The organism is Brevundimonas sp. MYb52 (genome assembly GCF_002979535.1).
Classification (GTDB): Bacteria; Pseudomonadota; Alphaproteobacteria; order Caulobacterales; family Caulobacteraceae; genus Brevundimonas.
Genome location: NZ_PCPB01000002.1, coordinates 277,493 through 299,464, shown reverse-complemented (window position 1 = coordinate 299,464; position 21,972 = coordinate 277,493). Strand labels below are relative to the sequence as shown.

General features: G+C 65.6%; 25 protein-coding genes, 3 tRNA genes and 1 other RNA gene. 16 read left to right on the top strand and 13 right to left on the bottom strand.

What is annotated here, in order from left to right:
* The 7 genes from nuoF to CQ039_RS04835 all read right to left on the bottom strand — a co-directional run bounded on the left by nuoF (position 1) and on the right by CQ039_RS04835 (position 5,110).
* Positions 1 to 1,314: an NADH-quinone oxidoreductase subunit NuoF gene (gene nuoF, locus CQ039_RS04865; protein WP_105563437.1), complete on the bottom strand. Its 1,314-nt coding sequence runs from the start codon at positions 1,312 to 1,314 to the stop codon at positions 1 to 3.
* Between the two features lie 6 nt (positions 1,315 to 1,320).
* Entirely contained in the window at positions 1,321 to 1,587 is a 267-nt protein-coding gene (locus CQ039_RS04860) for a hypothetical protein (RefSeq protein ID WP_105563438.1), read from the bottom strand.
* A complete protein-coding gene (gene nuoE / locus CQ039_RS04855; RefSeq protein WP_105563439.1) occupies positions 1,587 to 2,261 on the bottom strand; it encodes an NADH-quinone oxidoreductase subunit NuoE in 675 nt (224 codons plus the stop codon). Before nuoE ends, CQ039_RS04860 begins: the two co-directional genes overlap by 1 nt.
* On the bottom strand, positions 2,258 to 3,436 hold the full coding sequence (locus CQ039_RS04850) for an NADH-quinone oxidoreductase subunit D (protein WP_199183565.1): 1,179 nt from the start codon (positions 3,434 to 3,436) through the stop codon (positions 2,258 to 2,260). Before CQ039_RS04850 ends, nuoE begins: the two co-directional genes overlap by 4 nt.
* 95 nt (positions 3,437 to 3,531) lie before the next feature.
* Positions 3,532 to 4,155, bottom strand: a complete 624-nt coding sequence (locus CQ039_RS04845; RefSeq protein ID WP_105563441.1) for an NADH-quinone oxidoreductase subunit C — start codon at positions 4,153 to 4,155, stop codon at positions 3,532 to 3,534.
* Positions 4,152 to 4,763 carry an NADH-quinone oxidoreductase subunit B family protein gene (locus CQ039_RS04840; protein WP_105563442.1) on the bottom strand — a complete coding sequence of 204 codons (612 nt, stop codon included), beginning with the start codon at positions 4,761 to 4,763 and terminating at the stop codon, positions 4,152 to 4,154. The genes CQ039_RS04845 and CQ039_RS04840 overlap by 4 nt, the downstream gene beginning before the upstream one ends.
* Positions 4,733 to 5,110 (bottom strand): NADH-quinone oxidoreductase subunit A, encoded by a 378-nt coding sequence (locus tag CQ039_RS04835; RefSeq protein WP_105563443.1) that lies wholly within the window; start codon positions 5,108 to 5,110, stop codon positions 4,733 to 4,735. The genes CQ039_RS04840 and CQ039_RS04835 overlap by 31 nt, the downstream gene beginning before the upstream one ends.
* A gap of 210 nt (positions 5,111 to 5,320) precedes the next feature.
* Here CQ039_RS04835 and CQ039_RS04830 point away from each other — a divergent pair, with 210 nt between their 5' ends.
* The 3 genes from CQ039_RS04830 to CQ039_RS04820 all read left to right on the top strand — a co-directional run bounded on the left by CQ039_RS04830 (position 5,321) and on the right by CQ039_RS04820 (position 9,344).
* Complete coding sequence (locus CQ039_RS04830; RefSeq protein WP_105563444.1) at positions 5,321 to 6,931, top strand: AbgT family transporter; 1,611 nt, start codon at positions 5,321 to 5,323, stop codon at positions 6,929 to 6,931.
* 112 nt (positions 6,932 to 7,043) lie between these two features.
* A tRNA-Asp gene (locus tag CQ039_RS04825) sits at positions 7,044 to 7,120 on the top strand.
* 136 nt (positions 7,121 to 7,256) lie between these two features.
* Entirely contained in the window at positions 7,257 to 9,344 is a 2,088-nt protein-coding gene (locus tag CQ039_RS04820; RefSeq protein ID WP_105563445.1) for a S9 family peptidase, read from the top strand.
* Positions 9,345 to 9,520: 176 nt separating this feature from the next.
* Here the strand turns inward: CQ039_RS04820 and CQ039_RS04815 are convergent.
* A tRNA-Gln gene (locus CQ039_RS04815) sits at positions 9,521 to 9,594 on the bottom strand.
* A gap of 212 nt (positions 9,595 to 9,806) precedes the next feature.
* Here CQ039_RS04815 and CQ039_RS04810 point away from each other — a divergent pair.
* From CQ039_RS04810 to CQ039_RS04785, 6 genes are all read left to right on the top strand, one after another.
* Positions 9,807 to 9,883: transfer RNA gene (locus CQ039_RS04810), tRNA-Pro, on the top strand.
* Between the two features lie 75 nt (positions 9,884 to 9,958).
* Positions 9,959 to 10,507 (top strand): DUF924 family protein, encoded by a 549-nt coding sequence (locus CQ039_RS04805; RefSeq protein ID WP_105563446.1) that lies wholly within the window; start codon positions 9,959 to 9,961, stop codon positions 10,505 to 10,507.
* Between the two features lie 72 nt (positions 10,508 to 10,579).
* Positions 10,580 to 11,437 carry a thymidylate synthase gene (locus CQ039_RS04800; RefSeq protein WP_105563447.1) on the top strand — a complete coding sequence of 286 codons (858 nt, stop codon included), beginning with the start codon at positions 10,580 to 10,582 and terminating at the stop codon, positions 11,435 to 11,437.
* Positions 11,434 to 12,288, top strand: a complete 855-nt coding sequence (locus CQ039_RS04795) for a TIR domain-containing protein (RefSeq protein ID WP_105563448.1) — start codon at positions 11,434 to 11,436, stop codon at positions 12,286 to 12,288. The genes CQ039_RS04800 and CQ039_RS04795 overlap by 4 nt, the downstream gene beginning before the upstream one ends.
* A complete protein-coding gene (locus CQ039_RS04790; protein ID WP_105563479.1) occupies positions 12,288 to 12,596 on the top strand; it encodes a phosphoribosyl-ATP pyrophosphohydrolase in 309 nt (102 codons plus the stop codon). The genes CQ039_RS04795 and CQ039_RS04790 overlap by 1 nt, the downstream gene beginning before the upstream one ends.
* A gap of 96 nt (positions 12,597 to 12,692) precedes the next feature.
* Positions 12,693 to 13,364: an aquaporin gene (locus CQ039_RS04785; protein WP_199183557.1), complete on the top strand. Its 672-nt coding sequence runs from the start codon at positions 12,693 to 12,695 to the stop codon at positions 13,362 to 13,364.
* Here the strand turns inward: CQ039_RS04785 and CQ039_RS04780 are convergent, their stop codons facing one another.
* A complete protein-coding gene (locus CQ039_RS04780) occupies positions 13,365 to 13,958 on the bottom strand; it encodes a hypothetical protein (protein ID WP_105563449.1) in 594 nt (197 codons plus the stop codon).
* A gap of 56 nt (positions 13,959 to 14,014) precedes the next feature.
* Here CQ039_RS04780 and CQ039_RS04775 point away from each other — a divergent pair, with 56 nt between their 5' ends.
* Genes CQ039_RS04775 through CQ039_RS04765 form a run of 3 tightly spaced genes read left to right on the top strand, consistent with a single transcriptional unit; the run spans position 14,015 to position 15,280 of the window.
* A complete protein-coding gene (locus tag CQ039_RS04775) occupies positions 14,015 to 14,542 on the top strand; it encodes a dihydrofolate reductase (RefSeq protein WP_105563450.1) in 528 nt (175 codons plus the stop codon).
* A gap of 16 nt (positions 14,543 to 14,558) precedes the next feature.
* Entirely contained in the window at positions 14,559 to 14,879 is a 321-nt protein-coding gene (locus CQ039_RS04770) for a YbjQ family protein (protein ID WP_105563451.1), read from the top strand.
* Positions 14,876 to 15,280: a hypothetical protein gene (locus CQ039_RS04765; protein WP_105563452.1), complete on the top strand. Its 405-nt coding sequence runs from the start codon at positions 14,876 to 14,878 to the stop codon at positions 15,278 to 15,280. Before CQ039_RS04770 ends, CQ039_RS04765 begins: the two co-directional genes overlap by 4 nt.
* Here the strand turns inward: CQ039_RS04765 and CQ039_RS04760 are convergent.
* Positions 15,277 to 16,347, bottom strand: a complete 1,071-nt coding sequence (locus CQ039_RS04760; protein ID WP_105563453.1) for an Mrp/NBP35 family ATP-binding protein — start codon at positions 16,345 to 16,347, stop codon at positions 15,277 to 15,279. The two genes, CQ039_RS04765 and CQ039_RS04760, sit on opposite strands and share 4 nt — an antisense overlap.
* A 77-nt stretch (positions 16,348 to 16,424) precedes the next feature.
* Between CQ039_RS04760 and miaA the strand changes: the two genes are divergently transcribed.
* Positions 16,425 to 17,297, top strand: coding sequence for a tRNA (adenosine(37)-N6)-dimethylallyltransferase MiaA (gene miaA, locus CQ039_RS04755; RefSeq protein WP_105563454.1), 873 nt, complete (start codon positions 16,425 to 16,427; stop codon positions 17,295 to 17,297).
* Here miaA and CQ039_RS04750 read toward each other — a convergent pair.
* The gene (locus CQ039_RS04750) at positions 17,294 to 18,412 is read right to left on the bottom strand and encodes an exo-alpha-sialidase (protein WP_105563455.1); all 1,119 of its coding nucleotides are present in this window, start codon (positions 18,410 to 18,412) and stop codon (positions 17,294 to 17,296) included. The two genes, miaA and CQ039_RS04750, sit on opposite strands and share 4 nt — an antisense overlap.
* A gap of 101 nt (positions 18,413 to 18,513) precedes the next feature.
* Between CQ039_RS04750 and ssrA the strand changes: the two genes are divergently transcribed.
* Positions 18,514 to 18,878: a transfer-messenger RNA gene (gene ssrA / locus CQ039_RS04745) on the top strand.
* A gap of 74 nt (positions 18,879 to 18,952) precedes the next feature.
* Entirely contained in the window at positions 18,953 to 19,450 is a 498-nt protein-coding gene (locus tag CQ039_RS04740; RefSeq protein ID WP_105563456.1) for an SspB family protein, read from the top strand.
* A 60-nt stretch (positions 19,451 to 19,510) separates the two neighbouring features.
* Here the strand turns inward: CQ039_RS04740 and CQ039_RS04735 are convergent, their stop codons facing one another.
* Positions 19,511 to 19,966, bottom strand: coding sequence for a hypothetical protein (locus CQ039_RS04735; protein WP_146112144.1), 456 nt, complete (start codon positions 19,964 to 19,966; stop codon positions 19,511 to 19,513).
* Between the two features lie 157 nt (positions 19,967 to 20,123).
* The gene (locus CQ039_RS04730) at positions 20,124 to 20,474 is read right to left on the bottom strand and encodes a RusA family crossover junction endodeoxyribonuclease (protein ID WP_233190214.1); all 351 of its coding nucleotides are present in this window, start codon (positions 20,472 to 20,474) and stop codon (positions 20,124 to 20,126) included.
* A gap of 102 nt (positions 20,475 to 20,576) precedes the next feature.
* Here CQ039_RS04730 and fumC point away from each other — a divergent pair, with 102 nt between their 5' ends.
* Positions 20,577 to 21,968: a class II fumarate hydratase gene (fumC, locus tag CQ039_RS04725; protein WP_105563459.1), complete on the top strand. Its 1,392-nt coding sequence runs from the start codon at positions 20,577 to 20,579 to the stop codon at positions 21,966 to 21,968.
* Positions 21,969 to 21,972: the final 4 nt, after the last annotated feature.

Below are 21,972 nucleotides of genomic sequence, written 5' to 3'. Positions count from 1 at the left end.
TTACTCCGCCGCGATCGCGTGGCCGGCGAAGTTCGCGCGGCGGCTGCGGTAGGTGTTGATGCGGTCTTCGATCTCGTGGCGGAAGTGGCGGATCAGGCCCTGAACGGGCCAGGCCGCGGCATCGCCGAGGGCGCAGATGGTGTGGCCTTCGACCTGACCGGCCACGTCGAGCAGCAGGTCGATTTCCGAAGGATCGGCGTCGCCGACGGCCATGCGTTCCAGCACGCGCCACATCCAGCCCGTGCCTTCGCGGCACGGCGTGCACTGGCCGCAGCTCTCGTGCTTGAAGAAGTAGCTGATGCGGGCGATCGCCTTAACGATGTCGGTCGACTCGTCCATGACGGTCACGCCGGCCGTCCCCAGCGACGAACGCATTTCGCGCATGGAGTCGAAATCCATCAGGACGGTTTCAGCCTGTTCGCGCGTGATGACCGGGCAGGACGCGCCGCCGGGAATGATGGCTTTCAGGTTGCCCCAACCGCCGCGCACGCCGCCGCCGTGATCCTCGATCAGCTGGCGCAGCGGGATCGACATGGCTTCTTCGATCACGCAGGGCGTGTTCACGTGGCCCGACAGGGACATCAGCTTGGTGCCGGTGTTGTTCGGACGACCGAAGCTGGCGAACCAGTCCGCACCGCGACGCAGGATGGTGCCGACCACGGCAATCGATTCCACGTTGTTCACGGTCGTCGGGCAGCCGTACAGACCGGCGCCGGCCGGGAACGGCGGCTTCAGGCGCGGCTGGCCCTTCTTGCCTTCCAGCGATTCCAGCAGAGCCGTCTCTTCGCCGCAGATGTAAGCGCCGGCGCCGTGGTGGATATAGACGTGGAAGTCCCAGCCGTGGACGTTGTTGTCGCCGATCAGCTTGGCCTCATAGGCCTGCTTGACGGCGGCTTCCATGCGCTCGCGCTCCAGCACATATTCGCCGCGCAGGTAGATGTAGCAGGCGTGGGCCTGCATCGCGAAGGAGGCGATCAGCGCGCCCTCAATCAGCAACTGCGGATCATGGCGCATGATCTCGCGGTCCTTGCAGGTCGCGGGCTCGGATTCGTCGGCGTTGATGACCAGGTAGTGAGGACGATCCTTCACTTCCTTGGGCATGAAGGACCACTTCAGGCCGGTCGAGAAACCGGCGCCGCCGCGTCCGCGCAGGCCCGAATTCTTGACGTTGTTGATGATCCAGTCGCGGCCAAGGTCCAGCATGTCCTTGGTGGCGTTCCACGCGCCGCGCTGCTTCGCACCCTCCAGGCCCCAATCATGGAAGCCGTAGAGGTTGGTGAAGATGCGATCCTTGTCTTCGAGGATTCCGACCATGAGCCCTTAAAGTCCTTCCGCCAGACGGCGCTTGTGGTGGCGGGTGCGCATGAAAATAGCCGTAACGACCAGCGCCCAGCCGGCGGCCAGAAGGCCATAGGCGACGATCAGCAGGTCTTCCGACAGCCACTTGCCGTCCTTGACCGCCAGAACCATGCCCGCTGCAATGATGATCAACGCCAGCCCGCCCCAACGCAGGGGCCAGCCGACGCGACGCAGCTCGGCCCGGTAGGCCGCCCTGCCCTCATCGCTGTCGAGGTTCGGTCTCGTCATCAGGCCGGAGCCTTCTCAGCCGCCGGCTTGGAGTTCGGCAGCGACTTGATCTTCTTGGCGCGCGAGCCGTCGTACAGTGTCGGGTCCGTCAGGACCTTGGCGCCGCCTTCGGGCTCGGAGGTGTGACGACCGACGCGTGAACCCGGCTTCGGCGACTTGCCGGCGGCGAAGTCGTCGATAATCTGGGCCATCGTCTCGGGCGTCAGGTCTTCGTAGTAGTAGTCGTTGATCTGGGCCATCGGCGCATTGGAGCAGGCGCCCAGGCACTCGACTTCCTGCCAGGTGAAGCGACCGTCGGCGGACAGGACGTCCTTGTCGCCAATCTTCTCCTTGCAGACGCGCATCAGCTCATTGGCGCCGCGCAGCATACAGGGGGTGGTGCCGCAGACCTGGATCAGCGCGGCCTTACCGACCGGTTCCAGCTGGAACTGAGTGTAGAAGGTCGCCACCTCCAGCACCCGGATATAGGCCATGCCCAGCAGATCGGCGACGGCGCGGATGGAGGGTTCCGAGACCCAGCCTTCCTGCTTCTGGACCAGCCACAGGACCGGGATCACCGCCGACTGGCGACGGCTGTCAGGATACTTCTTGATCCACCACTCGGCCTTGGCCTTCGTGTCCTTTGAAAAGGCGAAGGATTCAGGTTGTTCCTTGGCGAGGCGACGAACGCTCATCGGTCCACTTCTCCGAACACCATGTCGAGCGAGCCGAGGATGGCCGACACGTCCGCCAGCATGTGGCCTGTGTTCATCCAGTCCATCGCCTGCAGGTGGCGGAACCCAGGGGCCGACAGCTTGACGCGGTAGGGTTTGTTGGTGCCGTCCGACACCAGATAGACGCCGAACTCGCCCTTGGGCGCTTCGACAGCCGCATAGACCTCACCCTCGGGCGTCTTGAAGCCCTCGGTGTAAAGCTTGAAGTGGTGGATCAGCGCTTCCATCGAGCGCTTCATCTCACCGCGACGCGGCGGGGTGACCTTGTTGTTCTCGGCCAGGACCGGCTCGCCAGGGCAGTTGCGCAGCTTGTGGATGCACTGCTCCATGATGCGGATCGACTGCTTCATCTCTTCGATGCGGCAGAGGTAGCGATCCCAGCAGTCGCCGTTCTTGCCGACGGCGATGTCGAACTCGAGGTCGGCGTAGCAGTCGTAGGGCGTGGCCTTGCGCAGGTCCCAGGCGATGTCCGAGCCGCGCAGCATGACGCCCGAGAAGCCCCAGGCCAGGGCCTCTTCCTTGGACACCACGCCGATGTCGACGTTGCGTTGCTTGAAGATGCGGTTCTCGGTGACCAGGCTCTCGATGTCCGCCAGCTTGGCCGGGAACTCGGCGCACCAGCGGCCGATGTCGTCGACCAGCTCCGGCGTCAGGTCCTGATGGACGCCGCCGGGACGGAAGTAGTTGGCGTGCAGACGGGCGCCGCAAGCGCGCTCGTAGAAGACCATCAGCTTCTCGCGCTCTTCGTGGCCCCACAGCGGCGGGGTCAGGGCGCCCACGTCCATGGCTTGCATGGTCGTGTTCAACAGGTGGTTCAGGATGCGGCCCATTTCCGAATACAGGACCCGGATCAATTGGCCGCGATACGGCACGTCCAGTTCCAGCAGGCGCTCGATGGCCAGGCAGAAGGCGTGCTCCTGGTTCATCGGCGAGACGTAGTCCAGCCGGTCCAGGTAGGGGATGTTCTGTAGATAGGTGCGCGACTCCATCAGCTTCTCGGTGCCGCGGTGCAGCAGGCCGATATGCGGATCGACGCGGGTCACCAGCTCGCCGTCCAGCTCCAGCACCAGACGCAGCACGCCGTGTGCGGCCGGGTGTTGCGGGCCGAAGTTGATGGTGAACTTGCGGTCGTCCATCGCCCGCGCGTGCGGGGTCAGGCCGTCTTCATAGTCCTCGAACGGGTCGATCGCCTTGGGAGCGGTCGTCGCGGGGGTGTTGTTGCCGTCAGCCATTACTTGGCTCCCGCCTTCTCGTCGCCCGGCAGGACGGTCGGATATTCAGCGCCTTCCCACGGAGAGAGGAAGTCGAAGTTGCGATATTCCTGGGCCAGCTTGACCGGCTCATAGACCACGCGCTTCTGCTCTTCGTCGTAGCGGACCTCGACATAGCCCGTCATCGGGAAGTCCTTGCGCAGCGGGTGCCCCTGGAAACCGTAGTCGGTCAGGATGCGGCGCATGTCGGGGTGATCCGAGAAGATCATGCCGTACATGTCGAAGGCTTCACGCTCGAACCAGCCGGCCGACGGATAGACCGAAACCACGCTGGGCACCGGCTTCACTTCATCGGTCGAGACCTTGACGCGGACGCGCGCGGCGCGGGTCAGCGACAGCAGGTGATAGACCACCTCGAAACGCTCGGCCCGGTCCGGGTAGTCGGCGCCGCAGGCGTCCATCAGCAGTTGGAAGCCGAATTGATCGCGCAGAGCCGTCATGACGGCGACGATGTTCTCGCGCGGGGCGATCAGGGTCAGCTCGCCATAGGCGACGACGGCCTCGACACCGAGAGCCGCCACCATTTCGGTCCCCAGCGGGGTCAGGGCGGATTCGCGCTCCGCGACGCGCACCAGTTCGCTCATCGCTCGATCGTCCCCGTGCGGCGGATCTTCTTCTGCAGTTGCAGGATGCCGTACAGCAGGGCTTCTGCGGTCGGCGGGCAGCCCGGAACGTAAACGTCCACCGGCACCACGCGATCGCAACCGCGCACGACGCTGTAGCTGTAGTGATAATAGCCGCCGCCGTTGGCGCAGCTGCCCATCGAGATGACGTAGCGCGGGTCCGGCATCTGGTCATAGACCTTGCGCAGGGCCGGAGCCATCTTGTTGGTCAGGGTGCCGGCGACGATCATCAGGTCCGACTGACGCGGGGAACCGCGCGGGGCCGTGCCGAAGCGTTCCAGGTCGAAGCGCGGCATCGACAGGTGGATCATTTCGACGGCGCAGCAGGCCAGACCGAACGACATCCACATCAGCGAACCGGTGCGGGCCCAGTTGATGACGTCGTCGAGCGAGGTCGTCAGGAAGCCCTGCTCGCCGAGCTCGGTGTTCACCGCCTCGAAGAACTTGTCGTGGATTTTGGGGTCGTAGCCCTCAACGGTCGAGCGCGCGGCCGAGCCGGCGGGGACCAGGGACGACGCCAAGGGCGACGAAGGCGCGATTATTGCCATTCCAGCGCTCCCTTCTTCCATTCGTAGATAAAGCCGACGGTGAGGACGCCGAGGAAGATCATCATCGACCAGAAGGCGAAGACCATGCCGCCCGTCGACAGGTCGAACATCGACACCGCCCAGGGGAACAGGAAGGCCACTTCCAGGTCAAAGATGATGAAGAGGATCGACACCAGGTAGAACCGGACGTCGAACTTCATGCGTGCGTCGTCAAAGGCGTTGAAGCCGCACTCATAGGCCGACAGCTTTTCGGTGTCGGGGTTTTTCGGCGCCAGAGCCCAGGCGGCCAGCATAAAGCCGAGGCCCAGGACGGCTGCGATCGCCAGGAAAACGACGATCGGGAGGTATTCCAGAAGAAATGCGTTCATTCGAGCTGCCTCGCCCGCCGAGGGAGGGGGCGGATTCGGGGCTTCTTAGACCCAACCTCGCCGGGGTTCAAACCCATGTCGGCAAAGGTTTTTTGTTGAGAATGGTTCGCAAGCCTTTGCGCGTTTTGCCGCAGCCCCCGCGGTTGGCGCCCGCACCAACGATACGCGTAAATGGCGGCTTCCCCATACCTCTGTAATGAAGGTCGCAGCATGAGCCTGGCAGCCCGCTTGCTGAACACCATTGAGCGCGTCGGCAATCGTCTGCCCGATCCTGTTTTTCTCTTTCTGTGGCTTATCCTGGGCCTGATTGTCCTCAGCCTGGTCGGCGCAGGTCTGGGCTGGTCAGCGGTCAACCCGGTGACGGGCGATGTGCTGCAGGCCGAGAGCCTGTTGTCGCCCGCCAATCTGGAGCGGCTCTTCATCGGCATGCCGCGCACCCTGGCCGATTTTCCACCTCTGGGGATCGTGATCACAATTATTTACGGCGCGTCCGTCGCCGAGCGGACCGGCATGTTCTCGACCGCCATTCGCGGCGCCCTGCTGAATGCCCCGCGATTCATCTTGACGCCGATCGTCGTGGTGACCGGCATGGTGTCGCACCATGCCTCTGACGCCTCCTATGTCGTGGTCATTCCTCTGGCGGCCGTCATCTTCGCCGCTGCGGGGCGCCATCCGCTGGCAGGTCTGGCCGCCGGATTCGCCGCCGTGTCGGGCGGATACGCAGGCAATCTCTTCCCCGGCGCCAGCGACGCGCTGATTCTGGGCATCACCGAACCGGCCGCCCACCTGATCGATCCGTCCTACGCCGTCAGCATCGCCGGCAACTGGTTCTTCATCGTCGGCGTCGTCTTCGTCTTCACCCCAATCGTCTGGTTCCTGACCGACCGGGTGATCGAGCCGCGTCTCGGGCCGTGGGTCCCCACCTCGGCTGCGCCCGCCACCGCCGAGGAAAAGCAGCCGCTTTCAGCGATGGAAAAGCGCGGCCTGATCTTTGCCGGCCTGACCATCCTGTCGATGATCGCGCTGTGGACCATCGTCACCCTCCTGCCCGGCTCGCCCTTCGTCGATGCGGATGCAGAGCCGGCCCAGCGCTTCAACCCGCTGTATCGCTCGCTGGTCGCCTTCTTCGCCCTGACCTTCTTTGGGGCGGGCGCCGCCTTCGGCGTCGGCTCCGGCTCGATCAAGTCGCACCATGACCTGGTCCGCATGATGCGCGAGGGGATCAGTCAGTTAGCCCCCTATATCGTCCTGGCCTTCTTCGCCGCCCACTTCGTCGCCATGTTCAACTGGTCCGGTCTGGGGCCGATCCTGGCGGTCAACGCCGCCGCCTCGTTGCGCGAGTTGGCCCTGCCGACGCCGCTGCTGCTGATCGTGGTGGTGCTGGTGTCCTGCGTCTTTGACCTGTTCATCGGCTCGGCCTCAGCCAAGTGGTCGGCGCTGGCGCCCATCGTCGTGCCCATGTTCATGCTGCTGGGCATCAGCCCCGAGATGACGACCGCCGCCTATCGCATGGGCGACAGCGTCACCAACATCGCCACCCCGCTGATGAGTTACTTCCCGCTGATCCTGACCTTCGCCCAGCGCTGGGACCCGCGCTTCGGCCTCGGCTCGCTGATGGCCACCATGCTGCCCTATGCGGGGGCCTTCCTGATCGCGGGCCTGATCATGGTGGCGACCTGGGTGGCGCTGGACCTGCCGCTGGGGCCGGGCGTGGGCGTCCACTACGAACCGCCCCCGCCCGCCGTGGCCTCGCACCTGCCCACCGACGGCGGAATCGCCGGTCCCGTGGCGCCGCCGCAGGCCGCCGCTGCGGCCAAGTAACGGAGGTCTCGCGATATTTTCACTTATCCACAGCGGGGCCGCTTGACGTGTGCGGCGGCCCCGCCTAAACGACGCCCCTCGCCGCGGCGCACAGCGCTTCGGTTCGGGAAACGCGGGTGTAGCTCAGTTGGTTAGAGTGCCGGCCTGTCACGCCGGAGGTCGCGGGTTCGAGCCCCGTCACTCGCGCCATTCTCTTCAGCGAAGGGAATGGCGCACACCGCCCCAACGCATCTGAAATCAGCACCTCGACCATCGCATAGCGATGTCGCTTGCCGCCCCCTTCGCCGTATCTATGATCACGGCGTTCCAGAGGGGGAAACGCCGAATGTCAAAAGCGATCTGGGCCTGTTGCGCCCTGGCCTTGCTGGCAGCGCCCGTCGCGGCGCAGTCCGCACCGCCGCCATCCGACTCCGCCCGCTTCCAGGCCCAGGACCTGTTCGGCCTTGAAGTCGCTTCGGACCCACAAATAAGCCCGGATGGCTCGCGCATCGCCTATGTGCGCCAGACCGCCGACATCATGACCGATCGGATGCGGCCGACGATCTGGCTGATCGACGTGCGCACGGGTCAACAGACGCCTCTGGCGGCCGCCGCCGGATCGCACAGCCAGCCGCGCTGGTCGCCCGACGGCACGCGCGTCGCCTATATCTCGACCGCCGAGGGCGGCGGCGCCCAGTTGTTCGTGCGCTGGATCGCCTCGGGCCAGTCCGTGCGCGTCACCAACCTGCCCAATACGCCCACCGGAATCAGTTGGTCGCCGGACGGGACCAAGCTGGCCTATTCGATTCTGGTCGCCGGCCAGGCGCCCAGCCTGGGCGCAGCCCTAGCCAAACCCGAAGGCGCACAGTGGGCCCCGCCACTGGAAGTCATCGACACCGTTACCTATCGCGCCGACGGCCAAGGCTATCTGAAGCCGGGCTATCGTCAGGTCTTCGTCGCCCCCGCCGACGGCGGCGGCGCGCGTCAGCTGACCCAGGGCGACTTCAACCATGGCGGCGACCTGTCCTGGTCGCCCGATTCCGCCACCCTCTACCTCAGCGCCAATCGCGGCGCCGACTGGCAGCGCGAAGCCGCCGACAGCGAAGTCTATGCCCTGGACGTCCGCTCCGGCGCCCTGACGGCCCTGACCGATCGTCGCGGCCCGGATCAGTCGCCCGTCGTCTCGCCCGACGGCCGCCGCATCGCCTATGTCGGCTATGACGACCAGCGGATGGGCTATCACAACGTCCGCCTCTATGTGATGGACCGCGACGGCGCGAACCGGCGCGTCCTGACCGCCAGCCTGGACCGCTCGGTCCAGTCGCCGGTGTGGAGCCAAGACGGGCGCTCCGTCCTCATCGCCTACGATGACCACGGCTCGACCACGGTCGCGCGCGTGACACTGGACGGCGCCGTGTCGACCGTGGTTCAGGGTCTCAGCGGCGATGATATCGGCCGCCCCTATTCCGGCGGCGATTTCTCTCTGGCCGATGACGGTTCGGTCGCCTTCACGCGCGGCGACGCCCTGCGCCCCGCTGACATCCACGTTCTGCGCCAAGGCCGCCAGACCCAGCTGACCCGCCTGAACGCCGACTATCTGGCCGGCAAGACCCTGGGCGCCGTCCAGCGGCTGGAGATCGCCTCCTCGCACGACGGCCGCACGATCGAATCCTGGCTGACCCTGCCCGCAGGCTATGTCGAAGGTCAGAAGTATCCGCTGATCTTGGAAATCCACGGCGGCCCCTTCGCCGCCTATGGCCCCCACTTCGCCACCGACAATCAGCTGTTCGCCGCAGCGGGCTACGCCGTCCTGTCTGTCAATCCGCGCGGCTCGACCTCTTACGGCGAGGAATTCGCCAACCTGATCCACCACGACTATCCCAGTCATGACTATGATGACCTGATCAGCAGCGTCGACGCCGTCATCGCCAGGGGCGTGGCAGATCCGAATCGTCTTTTCGTCACCGGCGGCTCGGGCGGGGGCGTGCTGACCGCTTGGATCGTCGGCAAGACCGACCGCTTCAAGGCCGCCGCCAGCCAGAAGCCGGTGATCGACTGGGCCAGCTTCGTCCTGACCGCCGACAACCCCGCCTTCTTCGCCCGCTACTGGTTCGGTGAATATCCGTGGGAGAACCCCGAGGCCTACTGGCGCCGCTCGCCGCTATCGCTGGTCGGCAACGTCAAGACGCCGACCCTGGTCGTCGTCGGCGACGAGGACTATCGCACCCCCGTCAGCGAGTCGGAGCAGTATTACAGCGCCCTGCAACTGCGCGGCGTGCCCACTGCCCTGGTGAAGATTCCCGGCGTCGGCCACAGCCTGGCGGTTCGCCCTTCTCAGAACGCCGCCAGAATCAACGCCATCCTGGCCTGGTTCGACCGCTACAAGGACGGCGCTCCGGCTTTGACGACGCCACCCTCGACGACACCGCGCTAAGCACAGGATCAGAATCGCCAAAGGCCGCCGGATCACCCCGGCGGCCTTTTTCTTTGGCGTCATGGCTCAGCATGACCCACGGCAAGCGCAGACAGGACGTCTGTCGCTTGAGCGATCACACATTATAATATGAAGGAAGCTTTGAGCCGGTCGATGCTCTTGCCCCGAGGGGCGGATGGCTGGGGAACTAGGACTCGAACCTAGAATGACGGTACCAAAAACCGTAGTGTTACCATTACACCATTCCCCAGCAGGTCCGGCGCGCCCCGCAGTTCGTCGCTGCGAGGAGCGGTGAGATACGCCAAGCTTTTCGGGGATGCAACACTGAAAACATAAGAATTTTCATCGAGCAGCGAGTTTTTGAAAAGGCGCGAAATCCCCGCTTGCGAGGTCCGAAACTCGTGGCTATAAGCCCCCTCCTCGGCGCAACAACGGCCTCTGGTCCGCGCCGAGAAGAAATGTCGGAGTGTGGCTCAGTCTGGTAGAGCACTGCGTTCGGGACGCAGGGGTCGGAGGTTCGAATCCTCTCACTCCGACCATTTTTCCTTACATCGTCAGATGATTTCCCCCTCGGGGGCCGTGCATTCGCGCCTGTGCGCGCTAAGCTTCTGCACATGACCCAACTGCTTACCCCCGCCGAAGTCGTCGCCTTCTGGATCGATGCCGGTCCCGACAAGTGGTTCGCCAAGAACGCGGCTTTCGACGTGGCCTTCACCGAACGATGCCGCGACACCCACTTCGCCGCCGCCGCCCGCACGCTGGATCACTGGACCGCGACGCCTGAGGGGACGCTGGCCCTCATCATTCTGCTGGACCAGTTGCCGCGAAACGCCTTTCGCGACACGGCCCATATGTTCGCCACCGATTCCCTGGCCCTGATGTTCGCCAAGGCGGCCATCACGCGTGGCGACGACCAAAAGGTGGCCCACGATCTGCGCCCCTTTGTCCTGATGCCCCTGATGCATTCGGAATCGCTCGCGGATCAGGAAAGCCTGCTGACCCTGCTGGACGAGACCGACCAGCCGAACACCTTCAAGTTCGCCGTCATTCACCGCGACATCATCGCCCGCTTCGGCCGCTTCCCCCATCGCAATGCCTGCCTGGGCCGCGTTACGACGGCGGAAGAAGCCGCCTTCCTGTCCGGCGACGGCTTCAAGGGCTGATTCAGCTTTCTTGTGGGCAAGCGATTCGTCGCGCGTGACGACCGGACCGATTCGGCCCCATCCTCTCTTTCCATGAACGCCGCCCTCGCCCTCGCCGACCTGGAAGCCCGTAGCGGAGCGGTCGCCGCCGATCACCCCGAATGGCAGTATCTCAACCTGCTGCGCGACATTCTCGACAACGGGGTGCGCCGCGACGACCGCACCGGCACCGGGACGCTGGGCGTCTTCGGTCGTCAGATCCGCTTTGACCTATCGAAGGGCTTCCCCCTTCTGACCACCAAGAAGCTGCACACGCGCTCGATCTTCATTGAGCTGCTGTGGTTCCTGCGCGGCGAGACCAATATCGGCTGGCTCAAGGACAACGGCGTCGGCATCTGGGACGAATGGGCCGACGAGAACGGCGACCTCGGCCCCGTCTATGGCAAGCAGTGGCGCTCCTGGGCCGCGCCCAACGGCGCGAGCATCGACCAGATCCAGAAGCTGGTCCACGGCCTGAAGACCAATCCCAATAGCCGCCGCCATATCGTCAGCGCCTGGAACCCGGCCGACGTCGACGACATGGCCCTGCCGCCCTGCCACTGCCTGTTCCAGTTCTTCGTCGCCGACGGCAAGCTGAGCTGCCAACTGTATCAGCGCTCGGCCGATGTCTTCCTCGGCGTGCCGTTCAACATCGCCTCCTACGCCCTGCTGACCATCATGCTGGCCCAGGTGGTCGGGCTGGAGCCGGGCGACTTCGTTCACACCTTCGGCGACGCCCACCTCTATCTGAACCATCTGGAGCAGGCCGAGCTGCAGCTGACCCGCGCCCCCCTGCCCCTGCCAACCCTGACCGTCGCGCCGAAATCCGACCTGTTCGCCTATGAGCTGTCGGACTTCGTCGTCAGCGACTACGCGCCCTGGCCGCACATCAAGGCCGAAGTGTCGAAGTGATCCGGCGGCCGCCTCTTTTCATCGGCTCCTCGGTCGAGGGGCTGGAGGTGGCCTACGCCCTTCAGGAAAACCTGGAGTTCGACTGTGAGCCGACCGTCTGGCCGCAGGGCGTGTTCCAGCCGTCCAGCGCGGCCCTGATCGACCTCTACGCCTGGAGCCGAAAGGTCGAGTTCGCCGTCTTCGTCTTCACGCCCGACGACGTGGTCCGCATCCGGGGCCGAACCGTTCAGACCGTGCGCGACAACGTCGTCTTCGAACTGGGTCTGTTCATCGGCGCCCTGGGACCACGTCGCTGCTTTTTCGTCATGCCGCACGGGGCCGAGCTCCACCTGCCGTCCGACCTGATCGGGGTCGAGCCGCTCCGCTATGTCGCCGACCGACGCGACCAGAACCTGAGAGCCGCGCTCGGCCCCGCATGCAACCGCGTGCGCCAGGCTTTGCGCCTCGAACCCGCCGCCGTCCCCTCGGCCGCCAGCGAGGCGACCGCTCCATCCGAAACGCCTCTGCAACTGGCCGCGCAACTGGTCGCCGCCTGGGACGACGAACCGGTGCTCGGCGCCCGCCGGGTCCTGCGCGACGGCGTCCCCTTCCACATCGCCGACGACCATGACGGAGAGGCCACCGCCGCCCTGTCCACGGTCTTCAACTTCCTGAACAGCATGGCGGACGGGGTCCTGACGGGCCGCATCGACGCCGCCTTGGCGCGCGACGCCTTCCAGCAAGCCGTCATCGAGATCTGGACCCGCGCCTACGGCTATTTCGTGCCGGCCGGCGGCGATCCCGAGGAGGCCTGGTCGCCCGCCCCGCCTCTGGCCGTTCTCGCCAATCAATGGGCCTCGATCCGCACCTGATGAAACTGACTGACCTGAAGGCGGACGTCCTCCGCATCTCCGACATCTATGCGCGCGAGCATTCCATCGACCGCGACCGCGACTGGGCCCTGCTCAAGCTGCAAGAAGAACTGGGCGAGCTGACCAAGGAGCATCTGAACCTGTCCGGTCGCGCCCGAGGCAAACCCGACGCCGAGGCCCTGGCCGACGAAGCCGCCGACGTCCTCGGCATGCTGCTGATCTACTGCGACCACGCCGGCATCGACCTCGAAGCCGCCATGCAACGCAAATGGCTGAAGTGGCTGGAGCCGGCCGCTCAAAAGACCTGATCGTAAACTCCCGTAACGCCGGCTGGCGAGCGTAAGAGACTCGGCGCACCCTCCCTGATCCGCGTCGATGCGGACGCATGAAACGGGAGGGTTGTCATGTTGAAGAAGTTTGCGGCCGAACTGGTCGGGACAATGGTGCTGGTGCTGTTCGGGTGCGGGGCGGCCGTACTGGGCGGTTTCGATCATGTGGGCCAGCTAGGCATCGCCCTGGCCTTTGGTTTCGCCATCATCGCCATGGCCTATGGCATCGGACCGGTGTCGGGCTGTCACGTCAACCCGGCGGTTAGCCTGGGAGTCTTCGTCGCCGGGCGGATGAGCGCCAAGGATATGCTGATCTACTGGATCGCCCAGTTCGTCGGCGCGATTATCGGCGCGGCCATCCTCGGCATGATCGCCAAGACCGGCTTCGCCAGCCTGGGCCAGAACGGCTTCGACGCCGGATCGCCGGGCGGGTACGGCCTGCACGCCGCCCTGGTCTTCGAGATCGTGGCCACCGCCATCTTCATCATCGCCATCCTGGGCGTGACGGGGGCCAAGGGGCACGGCGCCTTCGCCGGCGTCGCCATCGGCATCACCCTGGCCGTCATCCACATCGTCGGCATTCAGGTGACGGGCGTCTCGGTCAATCCGGCACGCAGCTTCGGTCCGGCCCTCCTGGTCGGCGGCCAGGCCCTGAGCCAGGTCTGGGTCTTCTTCGTCGCTCCAGCCATCGGCGCGGTGATTGGCGCGCTCTTCTTCCGCTTGAAACTGCTCGAGCCTGAGGCCTGATCAGGCCTGAACGTCGGGCGCCGTCATCGGCATGCGGGCAAGCCGCGCGCTGAGGTCGGACCTGTCGCCGGGTGCGGTTTCGAGCGCGATAGTGTTCTTGATCGCACCCATCGACACCGTGGCGCGATAGACTTGGGCCTGGCCCGCGGCCACGAAGAAGCTCACGGTCGCGGCGTTGTTCTGCGGCCCGGCCAGACCGCCGAACCCCGCCGACAACTGATGTTCGCCCGGCCCGACCGCAATGGCGGTGAACTTGCCACCCTTCAACTGAGCGAACTCACGCCCATCCAGCGCCAGGTTCATCCCGGCCGCCATGGCCACGAAACCTTCGCGATAGACAATGAGCAGCCCCTTTCCAGGCAGCGGGATCAGGGAAGCTGCCTGGGCGCGATCGGCGTCGCTGGCGGCGACCCCCGCTCGATTTCCTGCCAGGTTGGCCATGATGTAGGCGGTGAATCCGCCGGTGAACAACCCCGCCAGAACCGGAAGCGCGCCAAGGTCCGCGCCCACCGCCCCGCCCAGCATGCCAAGCACGAAGGACACGGCGAACAGGACAATAAAGCCCACGATCAAGGGCTTGGCGTACTTGTTCATTGGTCGATCCCCGGCCAGACTGAGACTATCGTTTCATCACCAACGGATTTCATAGCTTGAGCGTTCCCAAGATCGCCATCGTCGTCGCCCGCGCCAGAAACGGCGTCATCGGACGCGACGGCGACCTGCCCTGGCGGCTGCGTTCGGACCTGCAACGGTTCAAGGCCGTCACCGTGGGCAAACCCTGCATCATGGGCCGCAAGACCTGGGAGAGCCTGCCGCTCAAGCCCCTGCCGGGTCGCCTGAACATCGTCCTGACCAAGGACGGCTCCTACGAATCCGAAGGCATGGCCAAGGGCGCGCTGGTCTGCTCCAATTTGAGCGAAGCCCTGTCCATCGCCCGCGAAACCGCCGTCGAAGACGGCGTGGACGAGGTCTGCGTCATCGGCGGCACCGCCCTGTTTGAAACGGTCCTGCCGCGCGCCCAGCGCCTCTACATCACCGAGGTCGATGCCGAGCCCGAGGGCGACGCCCATTTCCCGACCTTTGACGAAGCCGCCTTCGTCGAAACCGCGTCCGAAACCCACCCGGCGGGCGAAAAGGACGACCACGCCTTCACCTTCCGCACCCTGGAACGCCGCTGAACCCGGAGATGTCAGCATGATCGTCGCCACCACCAATGATCTGACCGGCCATCGCATCGTCCGCCATATCGGCATGGTGCGCGGCGTCACCGTGCGCTCGCGCAATCTCGTCTCGGACGCCATCGGCGGGGTGCAGTCGATGATCGGCGGGCGCGTCGGCGCCTATGTCAAACTGGCCGAGGCCGCGCGTCAGGAAGCCTATGATGAACTGGTCGCCCACGCCCGCGACATGGGCGCCAACGCCATCCTGGCCATGCGCTACGACGCCAATGAGATCATGCCCGGCGTGACCGAGGTTCTGGCCTATGGCACCGCCGTCGTGGTCGAGCCGGCATGATGCGCACGGCCCTGCTCGCGATCGCCCTGATGGCGACGACCGCGCCCGCCTGGGCCGAGCTGCCGCCCCATGTCTATCAGCGCGCGAGAGCCGACGCCGATACGGTGATGATCATCGAGGTGCGCGAGGTCATCGGCCTGGCGGACACGCAGACCAGCGGGATCTGCATGGTGCGCGGCATCGCGACCGAAATTCAGCGTGGCGACCGCCATCACGTCGGCGATCACGTCTCGGTCGCAACACCCTGCGTCGGCCCCGCCTACCAAGCCATGCCTGGCCCATTTCCCGGCTATGATGCACGTGCGCTCCAGTCGATCCAACGGGCGCTAGTGTTTCTGAAGGACGGTCAATTGGTCGCGCGCGGTCTCGAGGACCGATCGCCGCCCGTCGCGGTCCGCTAGACGCCCAGCCCTTCAGCCACCCGTGCCGCAACCGCCGCGAACCGGGCTGCGACATCGCCATCCGGTTCAGCCGAAACCAGCGGCCGCCCTGCGTCGCCCGCTTGGCGCAAGGCAGCGTCCAGCGGCAGGTCGCCGAGGAAGGTCACGCCCAGTCGGGCGGCTTCAGATTCGGCCCCGCCCTGGCCAAAGACTGGGCCGCTCATGTTCTCGATCAGGCCCAGGGTCGGCACCTTGACGCGCTGGAACAGGGTGTGCGCGCGCCGCGCATCAGCCAGCGCCACCTCCTGCGGGGTCGAGACGATGACCGCCCCGTCCAGCGGCGTCTTCTGGATCAGGGTCAGTTGCACGTCACCGGTGCCGGGCGGCAGGTCCACCACCAGAACGTCCAGCGGCGCTTCCTCGGTCCCCCAACGCGTCTGGGTCAGCATCTGGGTAATGGCCTGCGATGCCATCGGGCCGCGCCAGATCATGGCGTCATCGGCCTTGGTCAGCAGGCCGACCGACATGGCCTTCAAGCCATGCGCGACGTGCGGAACAATGGCCCCGTCCACATAGTCCGGCTGGCCCGACAGCCCCAGCATGGTCGGCAGCGACGGGCCATAGACGTCGGCGTCCAGCACGCCCACCGACAGGCCCCTAGCCGCCAAGGCCGCCGCCAGGTTCACCGCCACGGTCGACTTTCCGACCCCGCCCTTGCCGCTGGCCACCGCCAGGACCCGCTTCACATGGGCGGGGCGATCCGTCGGAACCGGCGCCTTGGCCCGGCCCTGATCGGTCGCGGCCTTCGACAGACCCGCCGTGCGACGCGGCGCGGCGGCGGGCGCCGTCTCGGCGGTCAGGACGACCGACACCCGCGCCATGCCCGGTATGGCCTTCAGCGCCGCTTCGGCCGCGTCACGCACCGGGGCGTAGATCGCCGTCTCGCCCGCCGGCGCCTCCAGGACGAAGCCGGCGCGGTCTTCCGCCACCATCAGCCCCTGAACCAGACCGGCGGCGACCAGCCCCTGTCCCGATTTCGGGTCGATGACGGCGTCGAGGGCGGCGATTACGGCGGTGCGGTCGATCAAGGCTCTGCTCCTTGGCCCTTGCCGGGCCGGTCGCGGGCGTTCTATCGCCCTCTGGTCCTGTTCGCGAGCCTCTTCCTTTGACCAAAACGCCCCGCCTCACCCTGATCGCCGGCCCCACCGCCTCGGGCAAGTCGCGTCTGGCTCTGGACATGGCGGCACAGACCGGCGCCGTCATCATCAACGCCGACAGCCAGCAGCTCTACGCCGACCTGCGCGTCCTCAGCGCCCGCCCCTCGGTCGAAGATGAAGCCCTTGCCGAACACCGCCTCTACGGCGTGACCGACGCCGCCGAATCCTGGTCCGTCGGCCGTTGGACCCGCGCCGTCATGCCACAGCTGACCGAGTTGGCCGCGCAGGACCGCCCCGCCCTGCTGGTCGGCGGCACCGGCCTCTATTTCAACGCTCTGACGCGTGGCCTGGCCGACATTCCCGCCGTGCCCGACGCCGTCCGCGACGCGGTCCAGGCCGACTATGACCGCGAAGGCGAAGCCGCCTTCCGTCGTCACCTGGCCGTGGTCGATCCCAAATCCGCCGCCGCCATTACGCCCGGTGACCGCCAGCGCCTGATCCGCGCCCTGGCCGTGGCCCAAGTCACCGGCCGCTCGCTCAGCGACTGGAAGGCCGACACCCGCCCGCTGCTGGAGCCCGGCTCCTATGACGCCCTGGTCATCGAACCGCCGCGCGACCGCCTCTACGCCGCCTGCGACACGCGGGTCCGTCTGATGATTGAACACGGCGCCGTGGACGAGGTCCGCGCCCTTCTGGCCCGCAATCTTGATCCCGCCCTGCCTGCCATGAAAGCGGTCGGCGTGCCGGAACTGTCCGCCCACCTGACCGGCGCGACAACCCTGGACCAGGCGATGGCCGCCATCCGCCTGTCCACCCGCCACTACGCCAAGCGCCAGCTGACCTGGTTCAGGAACCAGACTGCGGACTGGGCCCGCGTTTAGGCCAGCCGCGCCGGGTCCAGGATCACATGCCGAATGCGGGTTCGATCATGCGTATAGGTGACATGGACCAGACCGTCTGACGCCTGAACCACAGCAGGATAGGCATAGCCATGAACCAGAGGCTCGCTTTCCAGCGTCAGCACGTTTCGCCATGACAGACCGTCGTCCGACAGGCCGACATTGAGCGGATAGCGCGGCCCTCGCCCCGGTCGATCAGGCTCATGGCCCGCATGATTATAGATCATCAGATGACGTCCGTCCGACAGCGTCGAGGCGTCCGTGCCAGAGTTGGGATTGGGCAGGTCAACGGCGCCGATGGGGCTCCATGTCTGCCCGCCGTCATGAGACCAACTGGACGCCAGCGCTCCCTGACGCGCCCGCGCTACGGCCTGAAGCGCCCCGTTCGGATGGATCAGGATGCTGGGCTGGATGGCGTCGATGTTCAGCGGCGATTCGACCGGATCAGTCAGACTCCAGTGGCGGCCCTGATCCCTGCTGATCTCGAAATGCAGCCGCCAGCCCGCGCCTGCCGCCGCCCCCATGCCTTCGCCCGCCTCGGTGCTTGACGGCGATACCCAGGTCCCGTCAGCCAGCACGACCGGCTTGTTCTTGATCGGTCCCAGCACCCCGTCAGGCAAACGACGCGGGGCCGACCATGTCTGGCCTCCGTCCGGCGAGGTCATCACCATGCCCCACCAGTTGAAAGGATCGGGCCCGACCTTGTAGAACAGGATCAGATCGCCCTGCGGCGGCTGGAACAAAACAGGATTCCACGTCGGGTGACGCGACCCATCCAACTGCACGCCGTCGGCGAGCTGAACGCCCTCGCCCCAGGCGCCGTTCTCGAACCGCGCGAACCAGATACAGACGTCCGGGTGCTTCTCGTGCGTGCCGCCGAACCAGGCCGCCGCCATCACGCCGCCCAAGGTCTCCACGATGCTCGAAGCGTGGCATTGCGGATAGGAAGCCTGCTCATAGATGAAGCCCGAGCGGATGACGGCCGGATCGGCTGTTCGCTTCTGCTCCGCTGCCGCCGCGGCGGCAGTCGCCGTCAGACCTGCGCCTAGACCGACGCCAAGACCCAGCCCCAGTCGCCTACGTGTGATTCTGCCCATATCACCTAACTCCCTCATGCCATGCTCGCGGCGATGTCCACCGGTGTCAATCACGCTGGTCGACGACAAATCGGCAGAGAATCTGAGTGTTGCACGCGCGCCCTCTTGGATACGCCCCCCGCACGGCCTATATTGGTTTTGTTCGGGTTCGCCCGGACTATGGCGATAAACGCGCCTGTAATAAGCGGACCGGACCCGGGTGCGATTCCCGGCGGCTCCACCAATCTCTCACCGCGTTATCGGCGGGAGCTGCGGGGCCGACTAGCATCGACGGACGTGTAAAGAGGATGCTTTTGCCCGTCTTGGCCCACCGTATCGGGCCATTTTATAACTGCGAACGATAACTTCGCTGGAGAAGTCCGCCTCGCCGCGTAATGCGGTTCGGTTGATTTCGAACACTTAAGTCCTGGGGGTTCAGATCCTCAGGCGGGGCCTGTCGGGAGCCTGGCAACAGAATCCCGGCGCTTTCCTCAAATCCGCATCTTCCGTCGCTCGCCTGTCGCGGGTAACAGTCGCGCGTTCCCAGTTTCGAGGCCCCCGATGACGGATCAATCTCCCCCGGTCGACGAGATGTTCTATGAGCAACTCGCCCAGGACGCCCTGCGCGGCGTGATCCGCTCTGCGCTGGAACGTGCCGCCGAGCCCGACGGCATTCCCGGCGCGCACCACTTCTACATCACGTTCAAGACGCGAGCGCCCGGCGTCTCGGTGCCGCCGGACGTCCTGGCCAAATACCCCGACGAGATGACCATCGTCCTGCAGCACCAATATTGGGACCTCGACGTCCAGCACGACCGCTTCTCGATCATGCTGAAGTTCGGCGGCATGCCCAAGGTCCTGGCCATGCCCTATTCGGCCGTGACCCGCTTCTACGACCCCAGCGTCCAGTTCCTGCTGCAGTTCGAAGAACCGGAAATCGTCGAGGCCGAGATCGCGTCCCTGACGCCGCCCGCCCGCGACCCGAACGCCGCCCCGCCCCCCTCGGGCGACGACGACGGCCCCAAGGTCGTCTCGCTGGACCAGTTCCGGAAGAAGTAGAGCGTCGGCGCCCCCCTCAACCGGACGCGCTGGAAGTTCGATGTGGGCGGGAAGCGGACCTCAATTACTGTCCGTCACGCGCCTGCCGAGCTTCCAGTCGGTCACGTCATCGACCTCGAAAATGTCAGCCGTCGCCTTTTGGACAGCGAACCAGCCCATGTTTGTGCTGCCGCATAGATCGTCCGAGCATTGGGCGCGCAGAGCCATGATATAGAAGCCAGACGGGCTGTCCGCCTCCCTGGTCTGATCGCAGTAAGCGACATGGGTGATCGGCAGACCTCTTTGCGCTGTCACCAGTGCTGTCGCCTTGGCGCAGGCATCCTCGGCATTGTGGACTGCAACGTATTCAGACGGGCCAGTCGGAGCGGGTCTAATCGACGGACCGTCGGCGTTGAAACAGGCCTCCCGTTCCGTGTCCCAGAGACCCAGCCGGTAGTCGCATGCGGCTTCTTCCGAGGTTTTTTGGCCGCTCGCCACTTGTTGACCAAGAATGGCGCGACGCTCCTGATCGTTCATGCGGTCCGCACGCTCGATAGTCGCGAGTTCAGCCTTTGAGGTACGCTCTCCACACCCAGAGACTGCGGCGGTCAAAACCAAGGAAATGGTCAGTGCGTCAATCCTCATCGGGCGAACTTGTCACGTTCCCCAACGAGCCGGAAGCAGCCTCGAACCCCTAACCCCTCGGGAACACCCGGATCGTGATCCGCTCGCGTTCGCCCTCATGGCGCTCCACCAGCAGGCGCGCCACCTGACTGTCGTCATGGAACAGATAGCCCTTGATGGAATCAAGCAGGGCCTTGGCTAGGTTGTCGAGGTCCATCCACGGCGCGTCGCCGACGTGCTCCATGCCGATCTCGACGACGTAGTCGCCCCAGGCCGGACGCGACGTCCACTCCTTGCGGAAGAACTCATAGGCCAACGGCTTGTAGTATTTGGCCTGGGTGGTCAGGCCGTCGATGGTGATTTCCACCGTGTCGCCGACCTCGCGTCCGCGCACCTTTCCGTTGCCGATCCAGCCTTCCACGCGCGCCTTGCTCCCTAGCCAATGGTCGGGCCGCCTTGCCCCGTCGTGTCCGCGTGCTACACCGCCCGGCATCTTCCCGCCACGTCTGAGAACGAGCCTGTGATGAGCAACGTCCGCATCGAAACCGACACCTTCGGCCCCATCGAGGTCGCCGCCGACCGCTACTGGGGCGCTCAGGCGCAGCGCTCGCTCGGCAACTTCAAGATCGGCTGGGAAAAGATGCCCCTGCCCGTCGTGCGCGCCCTGGGCGTGGTCAAGCGCGCCGCTGCCGAGACCAACCGCGACCTGGGCAAGCTGGACGCCAAGCTGGCCGAGGCCATCATCGCCGCCGCCAATGAAGTGATCGAAGGCAAGCTGAACGACCACTTCCCGCTGGTGGTCTGGCAGACGGGTTCGGGCACCCAGTCGAACATGAACGCCAACGAAGTCATCTCGAACCGCGCCATCGAGATGCTGGGCGGCGAGATGGGCTCCAAGAAGCCGGTCCACCCCAACGACCACGTCAACATGAGCCAGTCGTCGAACGACACCTATCCGACGGCCATGCACGTCGCCTGCGCCGAGCAGGTGGTGTCGGACCTGTTGCCCGCCCTGAAGCACCTGCACGCCGCCCTGAAGGCCAAGTCGGACGCCTGGGCTCACATCATCAAGATCGGCCGCACCCACACCCAGGACGCCACGCCCCTGACCCTGGGTCAGGAGTTCGGCGGCTACGCCCAACAGGTCGAGAACGGCATCAAGCGCATCGAGCAGACCCTGCCCGCGCTGATGGAACTGGCCCAGGGCGGCACCGCCGTCGGCACCGGCCTAAACGCCCCCGTCGGCTTTGCTGAAAAGGTCGCCGCCAACATCGCCGCCATCACCGGTCTGGCCTTCACCACCGCCCCGAACAAGTTCGAGGCCCTGGCCGCCCACGACGCCATGGTCTTCAGCCACGGCGCGATCAACACGGTCGCCGCCTCGCTGTTCAAGATCGCCAACGACATCCGCTTCCTGGGCTCCGGCCCGCGTTCGGGTCTGGGCGAGCTGGCCCTGCCGGAAAACGAGCCGGGCTCGTCGATCATGCCGGGCAAGGTCAACCCGACCCAGTGCGAAGCCCTGACCCAGGTCTGCGTCCAGGTGTTCGGCAACAACGCCGCGCTGACCTTCGCCGGTTCGCAAGGCCACTTCGAGCTGAATGTCTACAACCCGGTCATGGCCTACAACTTCCTGCAGTCGGTGCGTCTGGTCGCCGACGCGGCCATCAGCTTCACCGACAACTGCGTCGTCGGCATCGAAGCGCGCGAAGACAACATCGAGCGCGGCCTGAACAACTCGCTGATGCTGGTCACCGCCCTGAACGGCCGCCTCGGCTACGACATCTGCGCCAAGATCGCCAAGACCGCGCACAAGAACGGCACCACCCTGCGTCAGGAAACCGTCGGCGGCGGCTACCTGACCGACGCCGAGTTCGACGAATACGTCCGCCCCGAGAAGATGATCTCGCCGGGCTGAGGCT